Here is a 13,218-nt window from a genome sequence, read left to right as displayed (position 1 = left end):
ATTCCATATTGTGCATTTTTTGTTTTAATTCCGCTTTTTGCTCATGTTAAAATTAGTTGCGTTCACCGTTTGTATTTTTCTTGGAGCAATAGCGAACTCTCAATCCCTGTTTTCTGAAATTGATATCGAGCCTAAACAAGACTCCATTAAAAAGAAAAATCTTTTAATGAGTTTAGGCAATGGCTACTTCCCTTCGAAATATTTCAATGTTGACCTCAGATATCTCATTAAATACAATCAATACGAAGGTGTGAGAACCGGGCTTGGTGGTATTACGAACGACCATTTTTCAAAACAATTCAGATTAAATTCATATGTCGTTTATGGTTTCCGCGATCATCGCTTTAAATATAGCATCGGAGGGGGTATTCGGCTTTCAGAGAAGGGCAATACCTGGTTAAACCTGTCCTATACGGACGACCTTCAGGAATCGGGAAGCACAAGCTTCCTTACTGACGGTCGTTTTTTTCAGTTCTTCGAACCACGCCTGCTAAACATTAGTTTATTTCATAAGCATATCACCAAAACCCTTTCCATTGAACACCAATTTCACCCAAAATTAATTAGCGAGACAGAATTTGCAGTGAGCAATGTCAGTCCGACCTATACCTATGGGTATCAACTTAACAACGACATCATTAATGATTTTCAGTTGAGCACGTTAAAGCTTGCATTGCAATGGAGCCCTTTTAATACCATTGTGGAGTCCCCGGAAGGTCGCCTGACCATGATACCCGGCTATCCTCATTTTACCCTGCAATACACAAAAAATTTCAATCATCTTTTTAAAAGTAATTTAAGTTTTTCCAAGGTTGATTTTAAAACCGTGTTTAAGATAGGTGATGAAAAAGCGGCCTTTTCAGAAATTACATTGGTATCGGGAATTGCTCGTGGCGATATCCCATTAACACATTTGTACCACGCCTATCCGAATAACATTAATAAGGCAACCATCTTACAGCGCTTTTCCGTTGCCGGGTTAACGAGTTTCGAAACGATGTACTTCAATGAGTTTTTTTCCGATCGCTTTGCCACATTCCAGTTAAAACACTATCTGAAACCCTTCCCTATTTCGACACGTTACAGGCCACAAATGGTATTGATTACGCGCTATGCCATTGGCGATGTGAAGCACCCTGAAAAACATGAAAACATAAGTTTTGGGGCACTTAATAAAGGGTACACCGAATCCGGTTTTGAAATAAACAAACTCCTTTTTGGCTTTGGTTTAAGTTTAACTTACCGTTACGGCGCATATCACCTGCCAGACTTCGACGATAATATTGCCTTTAAATTTACTTTTAACGTAACATTATAAGACAATTAGAACGGGTAATACGTTGTTTTTTCTACCTTTGCCCAGCTTTATAAGTTCGCATGTTAAAACTGTTTACAAAAGATTTTTGGGATGTTACTGCCCGATTGATTTTACGCAATAAAATTGCCATTCTTATTGTAATTGCCCTCGCCACCTTTTTCCTGAGTCAGAAATGGGAAAACATGCGTTTTACCTATACGGAAGCGAATCTTCTCCCGGATGATCATGAGGTAAATATGATCTATAACGAATTCTTAAACACATTCGGGGAAGAAGGGAATTTAATTGTGTTGGGGGTAAAGGATACCACCGTATTGACCGTTGAAAAATTCAACGCCTGGAATCGATTGTCGGATAGTTTTAAAGTATATCCCGAAGTTGAAACAGTGATTTCAATCAAGGATCTGCAAAAACTTATTAAAGATTCCGATAACGAAAAATTTATTCTTCAACCCTTCATAAAAGATTCTATAAGTTCTCAGGAGGAGCTCAAAGCACTTGAGAACGACTTGTTTAATAAGTATCCTTTTTACGATAATTTTTTGTTCAAAGCGGATTCAAAAACCATTAGAACAGCCATTTATTTAAAGAAAGATATTGTAAACACTTCCGTACGCAAGGACTTTATAGTAAAATCGTTGATCCCCTCTATCGAGGACTTTCAAACAAAACACAATTTGGATGTTCGGATCTCCGGAATGCCCTATATCAGAACACTGAATTCACAGATCATTGTGGATGAAATTGGATGGTTTGTGGCCGCTGCCCTATTGGTAACCTCCCTTATTTTCTTTTTCTTTTTCAGATCTTTCAGAGCCACATTCATTTCGTTGATCGTCGTTTGTATTGGGGTCATGTGGACCCTTGGGATTATTGGGATGTTAAATTATGAAATAACGGTATTAACAGCGCTTATACCCCCGCTTATTATCGTCATAGGAATTCCAAACTGCATCTTTTTAATCAATAAATACCAGCACGAAGTGAAGTTGCATGGTAATAAGGTGAAGTCTCTGCAACGGGTCATTACCAAAATTGGTAATGCAACCTTAATGACCAACGTAACCACGGCCTCTGGATTTGCTACATTTATATTAACCGAAAGCAAGCTGCTCAAAGAATTTGGCATCGTGGCCTCCCTGAGTATTCTGGCCATTTTTATTTTGTGTTTGCTCATTATTCCCATTATTTACACCTTCTTGCCCTTTCCAAAAGATCGTCATTTAGAACATCTTAACAGACGATGGATTGGCGGTTTCGTCAATTGGATGGAGCATATGGTAAAGTTTAAACGCATCACTATTTACACCACTGCTGTCGCCCTGTTAATTGTAAGCATGATAGGCATCAATCAGATAAAAATATCAGGAAGTTTGATTGAAGATATGCCAACCAATACTGAGTTTTTTAGGGATATACGCTTTTTTGAAAAGGAGTTCAACGGTATTATGCCATTGGAAATCATGATTGACACCAAACGTAAAAAAGGCGTCATGAAACTCTCTACCTTGAAGCGCATGAGTGAACTTGAAGATGTTATTCTGGATATACCGGAATTATCTAAGCCCATCTCCGTAGTAGGATTGGTTAAGTATTCCAAACAAGCGTACTATAACGGCAACACAAAATTTTATCAGCTGCCTACCGCTCAGGAAAACAACTTTATACTGGCCTATGCAAAAAATTCATCATCTCGGGTTGATCTTCTCAATAACCTGGTTGACAGTACCGAGCAGTATGCCCGTATCACCACCTTTATGAAGGACGTGGGCACAGATAAAATGGAACGCATTCAAGAGGATCTTCAAAATAAAATAAATAAAGTTTTCCCGAAGGAACGCTATAATGTAACCATGACAGGTAAGGCCCTTGTGTTTCAAAAAGGAACGAAATACCTGGTTAAAAATCTAACCATCTCCTTATCCTTGGCCATTTTTCTAATTTCCCTGTTCATGGCGTATATGTTCCGATCAGGAAGAATGATTATTATATCACTTATTCCCAACTTGTTGCCCCTTTTAGTTACGGCAGGATTAATGGGGTATCTCGGTGTCCCGATTAAGCCATCAACCATATTGGTGTTTAGTATTGCTTTTGGTATTTCGGTAGACGATACCATTCACTTTTTAGCCAAATACCGTCAGGAACTTCAGACACACAATTGGAAAATCAAAACATCCGTTTACCGGGCCTTGCGTGAAACAGGAATTAGTATGTTCTATACCTCAATTGTTCTGTTTTTTGGATTTTCGGTGTTTACCATATCGAGTTTTGGCGGTACCGTAGCTTTAGGCGCCCTCGTCTCCGCCACTTTATTATTTGCCATGTTGTCGAATTTGCTTTTGTTGCCTTCGTTGCTCCTGTCTTTGGAAAGAAGCATTGCAAACAAAGAAGTTTTAAAAGAACCTTCAATAAAAATTATCCCTGAAGAAGAGGAGGATGAAGATCTTTTTGAATAATTTGGTATGGTCAAGGTGAACGAATACACAGAAAAATGGACGTTTCATACCTTAAACCAGAACGCCTTTTTTTATATTTACTTTTTCATAAATTTTTTATTTAAATGAAGTCATTTACTGTTTTAGAATTACTACAAAAAACACCATCAATATTAGAAACTGTTGAAGTCAAGGGATGGGTAAGAACCTTTCGAGCCAACCGATTCATCGCGCTAAATGATGGTTCCACTTTGAAAAATATACAATGTGTTGTTGATTTTGAAAAAATAGACGAATCCATTCTAAAACGTATTACAACCGGGGCCGCTTTGCATATCAAAGGGGAATTGGTTGAAAGTCAGGGAAAGGGGCAAAATGTTGAAATTATTGTGAGCCGATTGGACGTTTTGGGAGACAGTAATCCTGAGACCTATCCGATACAGCCTAAAAAGCATTCCTTTGAGTTTTTAAGGGAACAAGCCCATTTACGAACCCGAACGAATACCTTTAGTGCGGTAATGCGGCTGCGGTCGTCGCTCTCGTTCGCTATTCATAAATATTTTAACGATCAGGGGTTTTATTACATGCACACCCCAATCATTACTGGCAGTGATGCAGAAGGTGCAGGCGAAATGTTCCGTGTTACAAGTTTAGATCCAAAAAATTTGCCTTTAAAAGACAATGGAGATATAGATTACTCGCAAGATTTCTTTGGTAAGGAGGCCAATTTAACCGTATCCGGACAGTTAGAAGCTGAAACCTATGCCATGTCCCTGGGTAAAGTATACACTTTTGGTCCAACCTTCAGGGCGGAAAACTCTAACACCTCCAGGCATTTGGCAGAGTTTTGGATGATTGAGCCGGAAGTCGCATTTCTGGATCTGGACGGCAACATGGATCTGGCTGAAGATTTTTTAAAATATGTTTTAAAATACATAATAGATAACAACAGGGAAGATTTGGAATTTCTGGACAAGCGTCTTCAGGACGAGGACAAAACCAAACCACAGGCTGAGCGCAACGAAATGGGTTTAATTGAGAAATTAAAATTTGTAACAGAAAACCATTTCAAGCGTTTAAGTTATACAGAGGCCATTGATATTTTAAGACAAAGTAAGCCGAACAAAAAGAAGAAATTTAAATTTATCATCAATGAGTGGGGTGCGGACCTGCAAAGCGAACATGAGCGGTATCTCGTAGAAAAACATTTTAAAAGTCCGGTCATTCTTTTTGATTACCCGGCAAACATAAAAGCCTTTTATATGCGCTTAAATGAAGATGGTAAGACCGTTCGTGCCATGGATATTTTATTTCCAGGTATTGGTGAAATTGTAGGGGGTGCGCAACGTGAAGAACGCTTAGACGTCTTAAAAGAGAAAATGGCGGCCATTAACATTCCTGAAGAGGAGTTATGGTGGTATTTGGATTTGAGAAAATATGGTACTGCAATTCACTCGGGTTTTGGCCTGGGCTTTGAGCGCCTGGTCATGTTTGCAACAGGTATGGGTAATATCAGAGATGTTATCCCCTATCCAAGGACCCCTCAGAATGCGGAGTTCTGACATTCTTGAATTCCTTATCTGAGTCCACAGTTCATTATTGATTCAAATGCTGCAAAACCGTCTGTGTGCATTTATTTTAACCGTTTGAAACTAAATTTCTATATTTATATTGCATTCCAAATCATAGTACATGCTTAAGCAACAGTTACAGTTTAAATTATCGCAAAAGTTGTCACCGCAGCAAATTCAGCTCATGAAGTTGATTCAGCTGCCAACGCAGGCTTTTGAACAACGACTCAAACAGGAGTTGGAAGAAAATCCTGCCCTGGAAAGTGGTAAAGAGACAGATAATGAGTTTGATTCTGATTATGAAAATTCTAGTGACGATGACTACAACGATAATGAATCCATTACGGCTGAAGACATCAATGTAGACGATTATTTGAGCGATGATGAAATTCCGGACTATCGTACCCAATCCAACAATTACAGCAGTGATGAGGAAGAGAAGACCATGCCCTATGCTGCCGGCATATCATTCACACAGCATTTAATCAACCAACTTAACACCTACAGATTGACAGATGAGGAAAGGGAGATTGCCGAGTTTTTAGTGGGTAGTGTGGATGAAAGTGGCTATATAAGACGTAACTTATCGGACATTATGGATGATCTGGCGTTTACACAGAATGTCTATACCACGGAAGATAAAATAGAAAGGGTGCTTAACATTGTGCATCAGTTGGATCCGGCCGGAGTCGGAGCACGGAACTTGCAGGAATGTTTGAGCATACAACTTCACAGAAAAGAGAAAAGTCCCAAGGTGGAATTGGCGATTCAAATAATAGACAAGGCTTTTGAACAGTTTACCAAAAAACATTACAAGAAGTTAATTCAGAAATTTGATATTACGGAATCGGAATTAAAGGATGCGATACATGAAATCGAACACCTGAATCCCAAGCCCGGAGGCTCCTATTCAGGGAGTAATCGAATAGTTGAGCATATCATTCCTGATTTTGCCATTAAAATTGTTGATGGCGAATTAGAATTAACACTGAATGGAAGAAATGCCCCTGAGCTGCATGTTTCAAAAGAATATAGCAATATGCTGAAGGGCTATAAGGCAGCCAAGGACAAATCGAAATCACAAAAGGATGCGGTTCTGTTCATTAAACAAAAACTGGATGCTGCAAAATGGTTTATAGAAGCCATAAAGCAACGTCAACAAACTCTGTTCATAACCATGAGCGCCATAATGCATTACCAGAAAGAGTATTTTCTAACTGGCGATGAGCTTAAACTCAAGCCCATGATATTAAAAGATGTGGCTGATGAAATTCAAATGGATGTGTCCACCGTGTCGAGGGTGGCCAATAGTAAATATGTCGATACCCCTTATGGCACAAAGTTAATCAAGGAGTTCTTTTCCGAATCGATGAAAAATGAACAAGGCGAAGATGTATCAACCCGAGAGATAAAAAAAATCCTTGAAACTGTCATTGAGGAAGAAAACAAAAAAAAGCCGCTAACTGATGAAGCCCTGGCCACAATTCTCAAGAACAAAGGCTATCCGATTGCCAGACGCACTGTAGCTAAATATAGAGAGCAGTTGGATATTCCTGTTGCAAGGCTTCGCAAAAAAATATAATGGATCACCTTCTTAAAAGTTTTTCATTTATTTTTCATCCACTCATTATGCCAATAGCGGGTGTCATTTTCTATTTTTCCAAATCACCGCGATATATCCCAATGGAGGTCATGAGTACCAAGTTGATTTCACTTTTTATTCTAACTATTGTGCTGCCCATTCTCATGTATTTTCTCCTGAAATCCATAGGTAGGGTAAAATCCATTTATTTGGAAAGTACGGAGGAAAGAATCCTTCCTTTGGTTCTAAATTTCATAGTTACCTTAGTCATCATAAAGCGCATTTTAACGCCTACACAGGTGGTCGAGTTGTATTATTTTTTTGTCGGTATATTAATTTCAACTTTGGCCTGTCTAATTCTGGCTTTGTTTAAGTTTAAAGCCAGCATTCACCTCATAGCCGTTTCGGGTGTACTCATGTTTTTTATTGCACTGAGCATCCATTTCAGTATTAATATAAATGGCACCTTGGCTTTAATGGCTATAATCGTAGGAGCAGTCGCTACTTCAAGACTGCATCTAAAGGCCCATAATTATAAAGAATTGATTATCGGTTTTTTTTTAGGGGTGATTCCTCAACTCGTATTGGTCAATTATTGGTTATAGCATATAAAATAGAAGTCCTATTTTAATGGTTCTCATAGCTATGGAAGTGCCATTAATTTGAGCTTCATTGGAAAAGATAGGGTTAAGGCCGTAATAACAATGGATGTTCCAGGTATTATAGCCCACACTTATAGATAAACCATACTGAAACTTGTTTAACTGATCAATACTATCGTGTTTTACAGTGCCCAAATCCCCTTTGTATTTTGATCCGTTTGCGATAACATATCCGAATTTAATCCCGGTGTAAATGCGCCAAAACTTATACTCGAGTGGCGTTGAAGTTCGCCATCGTATCTCCAATGGAAATTCTACTAAATAGGTGGTAAGTTTATTCTTGGTAAAGGTGCTGCGCTCATCTAAAATCGTATAACTCATGTTACCCGTGTTGTCCTTATCAATAAAAAGATTTTGATTATAGGAGTTCGCAGAAAGACCGAATCCCAGCCCTAGTCCAAAATTTCGACCTTTATTAAAGGGTATGTCACGTATAAAACCCAGATGATAACCACCCGAAAATCCATTTTGAGAAAGACCGGTAGGCGCTTTAGACAATAAATTGTAGGTCACGCCGACATAAAACTGATCTTCCCTATAGAGCGAATCAACCACCATCGTAGTCTCTTCCTGTGCATATGCCAGTATGCTCAATAGGATAAAACACCACAAAATGAATAATCGTTGCATAGCTATTTAAACCAAAAAAAAGGCATTCGTAGTGAATGCCCTTTATTCTTTTAACAAATTAAGATATTTTATTTTATGTTTGATAAGGCATCCCCTACTCCGGTTGTATAGTTAATCTTTAAAGCATTAACCTTTCTCAGTTCCTGTTTAACATCACCAACTATACCCATTTGAGCTTCTTTATCCACTTTAAGAGATACCGTTAAAAAGGGAATTAATTCTTCCCTTAATGCCGCACGTTCGGCACTTATGAACGCGGCAACATCCCTGACATCTGCAAACTTATCATTGAGTTGAATTCTTGCCTCCGTACCATATTTCGCTTTATAATTTTCACTAGGTTTACCCATGTAGATATAGCTGATAGGATTCTTTTTATCCAACTTTTCCACCTGATTTGCAACAGGCAATGCATTTTTTATTAAAAGGGTGTTTTCACGCATTACGGTAGCAACCATAAAAAAGAATAACAGCATGAATACGATATCTGGTAAGGATGCCGTACTAATTGGGGGTAAACCACCACTTTTTTTCTTTTTAAATTTAGACATAATGTATTACTGTATATTTAATTCTAAATTACTCGATTACTTCTGAAAACTTTTGAGGAATCTCTTCCTTTATCTGGTCGATAACCTCCTTTAGCTTTTCTTTATTTCCAACCCATCGTGCATCCTTATAATTGTCCTGCATCTTTATAAAATCCATGCCGGGAAAACCTTTCTGCGGCCCAATCTCCAGAGCACGTCTGTTTCTAAGCTCATTATATGCGGCCACAACCTCATTTTGTACTGCAATGTAAGCAGCATACGAGGTCTCACGCTGGTTCTTTAAGGAAATCACCGCTTTGTCAGGGTTATCTGATGATGATGGGTCTCTCTTACCCTTACAGTATGAACATGATCCATCACCGTTATTATCTAAAAACTCAGCAGCCGCTTTGCGTAAGTTCTTGATTTCCATTCTTTCATCCTCAACAAGCAATTCATCCCTACCATTAATCAGGATGGTAAAAATATTTTTTTGCTTGATGATGACATCTTCCTCAGATTCTTCCATGGGAGGAAGCTTTCGGTTGATACCCGAATCCTTCTCTATAGTGGTTGTAACCAGGAAAAAGATTAATAACAAGAAAGCAATATCGGCCATTGAGCCCGCATTAACTTCCGGTGCTGATCGTTTTGCCATTTTATTTTATCATTTTTTTAATTCCCGAGAGTAACATGATCCCACCTGCTAAAAGGATAAGCAAATAGAATAAATATAAGCCCGCGCCAACTAATTTAGATCCTCCTTCGGATAATGATCCACCATCCTTCAACGGTGTCTCAACGCCTTCTGCCATGAAGTAGCATATCAGTGCGAGTATCACAAACGCACCAACACTTTTCAATGTGCTCTTCAGTACGGCGGCATTACTAAATACGCCTTTCAAGGTGAAGATCACAACAAAAAATAAAGTCAACAGCAAAATGAGATAGGATAAATACATAAATGAATCTACCGTACCACTTGCTTCACCAACTTTAACTGCCTCATCACCTGTTGATATTATCATCGCAAGGAATACTATAGACAGTACTCCTACCAATGCTAATATTATGGTTAATACTTTTTTCATAATCGTTTAATTTACAATTTTAATTATTACTTTTTGTTTCTAATGAGCAAGTCCATTAACGTGATGGAAGCATCTTCCATATTGTTAACGATGCCATCGATTTTAGCAATAATATAATTGTAGAATATTTGAAGTATGATGGCCACGATCAAACCAAATACGGTTGTTAATAAAGCCACTTTAATACCACCGGCCACGAGTGACGGTTGCATATCACCGGCAGCTTCAATTTTATCAAATGCCTGGATCATACCAATTACCGTTCCCATGAATCCTAACATAGGGGCCAAGGCGATAAATAAGGAAATCCAGGATACATTCTTTTCTAATTGTCCCATCTGAACACCGCCATAGGCGACAACTGCTTTTTCAACAGCTTCAAGACCTTCATCTGTTCTATCCAATCCTTGATAATAGATCGATGCAACAGGCCCTTTGGTATTTCTGCATACCTCTTTGGCCGCTTCAACGCCTCCTGAATTCAAAGCATCTTCTACATCCTTAGTGAGTTTGGCTGTATTTGTAGTAGATAAGTTTAAAAAGATAATTCTCTCTATTGCAATGGCCAATCCTAAGATTAAACATAACAATACAATTCCCATAAATCCGGGGCCTCCTTCAATAAAACGTTTCTTTAATTCCTGATGAAAACCAACTTCTTCTGCTGGTGCAGCAGCGGCCTCTTCATCTTGTGTCATCGTGGCTACCGTGGTTGTAGTTGTGCTGGTAGCATTTGTAGTTGCATTAACTGTTCCGAATGCCATAATTCCTGAGATGGCAAGGATAGAAAATAATCTTTTCATGTTCTAGATCTTAATTTTATTAGTTAAAGTGTTAAAGATATAAAAAAAAAGCAATTAAAAAATAAAAATAACAGCAGAGAGGAAGGGATTCGAACCCTCGATACCCTTTTGGGGTATACACACTTTCCAGGCGTGCGCCTTCGACCACTCGGCCACCTCTCTGTATCTTAAAAGCTTTTGAATTAGGGGGCTCAAATAACAAAAAAATCTTTAAATGGTAAAACTTTAACCGATAATTTTAGGACATTTCACCTCGAACGGCGGTTTCAAAATAGTTTTTAAAGCGTTCAGGATCCTTATTTTGCCCCAACAACCACATCAATTTCGTTATGGCAGCCTCGGTGGTTAAATCCTTACCCGATATAACGCCAATCCTTTTTAATTGGTTACTGGTTTCGTAGTGGCCCATCATGACACTACCTCCAACACACTGTGTGATATTCACAATATGTATCCCTTTGGTGATAGCCTTCTCCAATAGGTCACTAAACCAGGATTCCGTAGTACAGTTTCCGGCTCCAAAGGTTTCTAAAATGACCCCTTTTAAGTTTGGTGTTCGCATTATATTTTGAACCAGTGCTTCTGAGATTCCTGGAAATAATTTGAGGATCGCCACATTGGTATCCAAAGTTGTACAAACCTTAAACTCTTGAAACGGATCCGGTCTGAAAATATAGTCCTGATTCACCTTTAAATGTACCCCAGAATGTATCAGTTCGGGATAATTGGGCGATTGAAAGGCTTCAAAATGTTCGGCATTGATTTTCGTTGTTCTGTTGGCCCGGTACAACTTATATTCAAAATACAAAGACACCTCCTGAATTACCGGCTTGTTTTCTACTTGTAAAGCGGCTATTTGAATACTTGTAATTAAGTTTTCCTTGGCGTCTGTGCGTAAATCGCCGATAGGCAATTGAGAACCTGTAAACACGACCGGTTTTTGCAGCCCTTCCAGCATAAAGCTTAGGGCCGACGCAGTATAACTCATGGTATCACTGCCGTGCAACACAACAAACCCGTCGAACATCTCATAATGGGATCCTATAATATTGGCTATTTTAATCCAATAGTCCGGATTCATGTTACTGGAATCTATGGGATCCTCAAAAGAAATCGTTTTGATGTGACAATCTAACAGTTGCAGTTCCGGTATCTTATCCAACAGGGTTTCAAAATCAAAAGCACGTAAAGCACCTGAATTAAAATCTTTTATCATACCAATCGTGCCACCGGTATAGAGAAGTAAAATATTTACTTTGGATGATCCCATAATCTAAACCTTAAATATTGCTTTGGAATTTTGTGTTGTGATCGATGCAATAGCCTCCGGCGATTTACCGTATAGTTCACTTAGCGTTGCCAGTACCTCAACAATGTAGGCACTCTCATTTCGCTTTCCTCTGTAGGGTACAGGTGAAAGATAGGGTGCATCGGTCTCCAAAACTATATGCTTCAAATCTATTTTATTGATGAACTTGTTAATCTTTCCATTTTTAAAGGTAACAACACCGCCTATCCCTAATTTCATGTTGTAGGAAATGGCTTTGTGCGCCTGTTCCAAAGTTCCGGTAAAACAATGAAATATCCCATGTAAATGCTCATCATTTTCAAGCTCGAGCACTTCAAATATCTCATCGAATGCCTCTCTGCAATGGATAACTATTGGCAATTTATTCTTTTTTGCCAATTGAATCTGATGTCTAAAGGCTAATTTTTGAATATCCAGGGTTGACTTGTCCCAATACAAATCAATGCCTATTTCGCCAATGGCATAAAACTGATGTTCAGATAACATCCGTTCAACATGTCGAAGCTCCTCCGGATAGTTGTCTTTTACATGTGTTGGATGCAACCCCATCATTAAGAACATCTGTTTCGGATAGGCCGCTTCCAATTGCAGCATGGCTTTTGTATATGTGGAATCGATAGCCGGAATAAAAAATCTTGAAACACCTTGAGCCAAAGCCCTTTCAATCATTTCGTGTCTGTCCTCATCAAATGCCTCTATGTATAAATGGGTATGTGTATCTGTAATAATCAAAATACAAGGTTTAAAATGGACTCTATTTATCTGGTAAAAATAATTGTTTTATAACATTATATTTGCAAAAAGACATTAAGATGCAATCACTTCATGAATTTCTGAGTGCAAAACACTACACGCGCGTTAAACTGCACCTCACAAAAACAAACCATTTTGAAATTAAGGCCACCATAAATGGTGTTAAAGGAGTGTTCATCCTAGATACCGGTGCTTCCAATTCCTGTGTGGATCTGGAATCCATTGAAACCTTTAAATTAAACGCCGAAGAATCGATCGTGAAGGCCGCCGGGGCAGGCGCTATCGATATGGACACGAAAACCGCCAGAAGAAATAAAATTAAAATTGGAAAATGGAAAAAAAACAAAATTGTACTCGTCCTTTTTAATCTCACCCATGTCAATACCGCACTCATAAATCATGATTCAAAACCTGTAAACGGTATTATTGGTGCCGATATATTGAAAAAAGCAAAGGCTATAATCGACTACGAGAAAAAATATTTGTACCTTAAAATGGAATAACCAAGCCCTAAAAAGAAAAAAGTCGCCT

13 protein-coding genes and 1 tRNA gene are annotated in these 13,218 nt (G+C 38.5%); 6 read left to right on the top strand and 8 right to left on the bottom strand.

Annotated elements, in window-relative coordinates:
• Window positions 1-43: 43 nt before the first annotated feature.
• From MR041_RS05485 to MR041_RS05465, 5 genes are all read left to right on the top strand, one after another.
• Window positions 44-1,318, top strand: coding sequence for a DUF5686 family protein (locus MR041_RS05485; protein WP_242092597.1), 1,275 nt, complete (start codon window positions 44-46; stop codon window positions 1,316-1,318).
• Window positions 1,319-1,377: 59 nt separating this feature from the next.
• Entirely contained in the window at window positions 1,378-3,777 is a 2,400-nt protein-coding gene (locus tag MR041_RS05480; RefSeq protein WP_242092596.1) for an efflux RND transporter permease subunit, read from the top strand.
• 104 nt (window positions 3,778-3,881) lie between these two features.
• Window positions 3,882-5,318 carry an asparagine--tRNA ligase gene (asnS, locus tag MR041_RS05475; RefSeq protein WP_242092595.1) on the top strand — a complete coding sequence of 479 codons (1,437 nt, stop codon included), beginning with the start codon at window positions 3,882-3,884 and terminating at the stop codon, window positions 5,316-5,318.
• 130 nt (window positions 5,319-5,448) lie between these two features.
• Window positions 5,449-6,909, top strand: coding sequence for an RNA polymerase factor sigma-54 (rpoN, locus tag MR041_RS05470; protein WP_242092594.1), 1,461 nt, complete (start codon window positions 5,449-5,451; stop codon window positions 6,907-6,909).
• Entirely contained in the window at window positions 6,909-7,514 is a 606-nt protein-coding gene (locus MR041_RS05465; RefSeq protein WP_242092593.1) for a hypothetical protein, read from the top strand. The genes rpoN and MR041_RS05465 overlap by 1 nt, the downstream gene beginning before the upstream one ends.
• Here MR041_RS05465 and MR041_RS05460 read toward each other — a convergent pair.
• From MR041_RS05460 to MR041_RS05425, 8 genes are all read right to left on the bottom strand, one after another.
• Window positions 7,509-8,201, bottom strand: coding sequence for a porin family protein (locus MR041_RS05460; RefSeq protein ID WP_242092592.1), 693 nt, complete (start codon window positions 8,199-8,201; stop codon window positions 7,509-7,511). The two genes, MR041_RS05465 and MR041_RS05460, sit on opposite strands and share 6 nt — an antisense overlap.
• Before the next feature lie 68 nt (window positions 8,202-8,269).
• Window positions 8,270-8,752: an ExbD/TolR family protein gene (locus tag MR041_RS05455; RefSeq protein ID WP_242092591.1), complete on the bottom strand. Its 483-nt coding sequence runs from the start codon at window positions 8,750-8,752 to the stop codon at window positions 8,270-8,272.
• Between the two features lie 28 nt (window positions 8,753-8,780).
• A complete protein-coding gene (locus MR041_RS05450) occupies window positions 8,781-9,389 on the bottom strand; it encodes an ExbD/TolR family protein (protein ID WP_242092590.1) in 609 nt (202 codons plus the stop codon).
• A gap of 1 nt (window position 9,390) precedes the next feature.
• A complete protein-coding gene (locus MR041_RS05445) occupies window positions 9,391-9,822 on the bottom strand; it encodes a hypothetical protein (protein WP_242092589.1) in 432 nt (143 codons plus the stop codon).
• A 26-nt stretch (window positions 9,823-9,848) separates the two neighbouring features.
• Window positions 9,849-10,625 carry a MotA/TolQ/ExbB proton channel family protein gene (locus tag MR041_RS05440; RefSeq protein WP_242092588.1) on the bottom strand — a complete coding sequence of 259 codons (777 nt, stop codon included), beginning with the start codon at window positions 10,623-10,625 and terminating at the stop codon, window positions 9,849-9,851.
• A gap of 74 nt (window positions 10,626-10,699) precedes the next feature.
• Window positions 10,700-10,787 (bottom strand) — tRNA-Ser (locus MR041_RS05435).
• 76 nt (window positions 10,788-10,863) lie between these two features.
• Window positions 10,864-11,895, bottom strand: coding sequence for an asparaginase (locus MR041_RS05430; RefSeq protein ID WP_242092587.1), 1,032 nt, complete (start codon window positions 11,893-11,895; stop codon window positions 10,864-10,866).
• 3 nt (window positions 11,896-11,898) lie between these two features.
• Window positions 11,899-12,666: a TatD family hydrolase gene (locus tag MR041_RS05425; RefSeq protein ID WP_242092586.1), complete on the bottom strand. Its 768-nt coding sequence runs from the start codon at window positions 12,664-12,666 to the stop codon at window positions 11,899-11,901.
• Between the two features lie 80 nt (window positions 12,667-12,746).
• Here MR041_RS05425 and MR041_RS05420 point away from each other — a divergent pair, with 80 nt between their 5' ends.
• The gene (locus MR041_RS05420) at window positions 12,747-13,190 is read left to right on the top strand and encodes a retropepsin-like aspartic protease family protein (RefSeq protein ID WP_242092585.1); all 444 of its coding nucleotides are present in this window, start codon (window positions 12,747-12,749) and stop codon (window positions 13,188-13,190) included.
• Window positions 13,191-13,218: the final 28 nt, after the last annotated feature.

This window comes from Aestuariivivens sediminicola, from assembly GCF_022662015.1.
Lineage (GTDB): Bacteria > Bacteroidota > Bacteroidia > Flavobacteriales > Flavobacteriaceae > Aestuariivivens > Aestuariivivens sediminicola.
Note: the sequence above shows the minus strand (reverse complement) of the source record. Positions and strands in the feature narration are given on the sequence as shown.

What these genes read in the sequence shown, in the direction of transcription:
- MR041_RS05450 (WP_242092590.1), bottom strand. Translation starts at nt 9,389, where the DNA reads ATGGCAAAACGATCAGCACCGGAAGTTAATGCGGGCTCAATGGCCGAT.
- MR041_RS05445 (WP_242092589.1), bottom strand. Translation starts at nt 9,822, where the DNA reads ATGAAAAAAGTATTAACCATAATATTAGCATTGGTAGGAGTACTGTCT.
- MR041_RS05460 (WP_242092592.1), bottom strand. Translation starts at nt 8,201, where the DNA reads ATGCAACGATTATTCATTTTGTGGTGTTTTATCCTATTGAGCATACTG.
- MR041_RS05420 (WP_242092585.1), top strand. Translation starts at nt 12,747, where the DNA reads ATGCAATCACTTCATGAATTTCTGAGTGCAAAACACTACACGCGCGTT.
- MR041_RS05440 (WP_242092588.1), bottom strand. Translation starts at nt 10,625, where the DNA reads ATGAAAAGATTATTTTCTATCCTTGCCATCTCAGGAATTATGGCATTC.
- MR041_RS05430 (WP_242092587.1), bottom strand. Translation starts at nt 11,895, where the DNA reads ATGGGATCATCCAAAGTAAATATTTTACTTCTCTATACCGGTGGCACG.
- MR041_RS05455 (WP_242092591.1), bottom strand. Translation starts at nt 8,752, where the DNA reads ATGTCTAAATTTAAAAAGAAAAAAAGTGGTGGTTTACCCCCAATTAGT.
- asnS (WP_242092595.1), top strand. Translation starts at nt 3,882, where the DNA reads ATGAAGTCATTTACTGTTTTAGAATTACTACAAAAAACACCATCAATA.
- rpoN (WP_242092594.1), top strand. Translation starts at nt 5,449, where the DNA reads ATGCTTAAGCAACAGTTACAGTTTAAATTATCGCAAAAGTTGTCACCG.
- MR041_RS05480 (WP_242092596.1), top strand. Translation starts at nt 1,378, where the DNA reads ATGTTAAAACTGTTTACAAAAGATTTTTGGGATGTTACTGCCCGATTG.
- MR041_RS05485 (WP_242092597.1), top strand. Translation starts at nt 44, where the DNA reads ATGTTAAAATTAGTTGCGTTCACCGTTTGTATTTTTCTTGGAGCAATA.
- MR041_RS05465 (WP_242092593.1), top strand. Translation starts at nt 6,909, where the DNA reads ATGGATCACCTTCTTAAAAGTTTTTCATTTATTTTTCATCCACTCATT.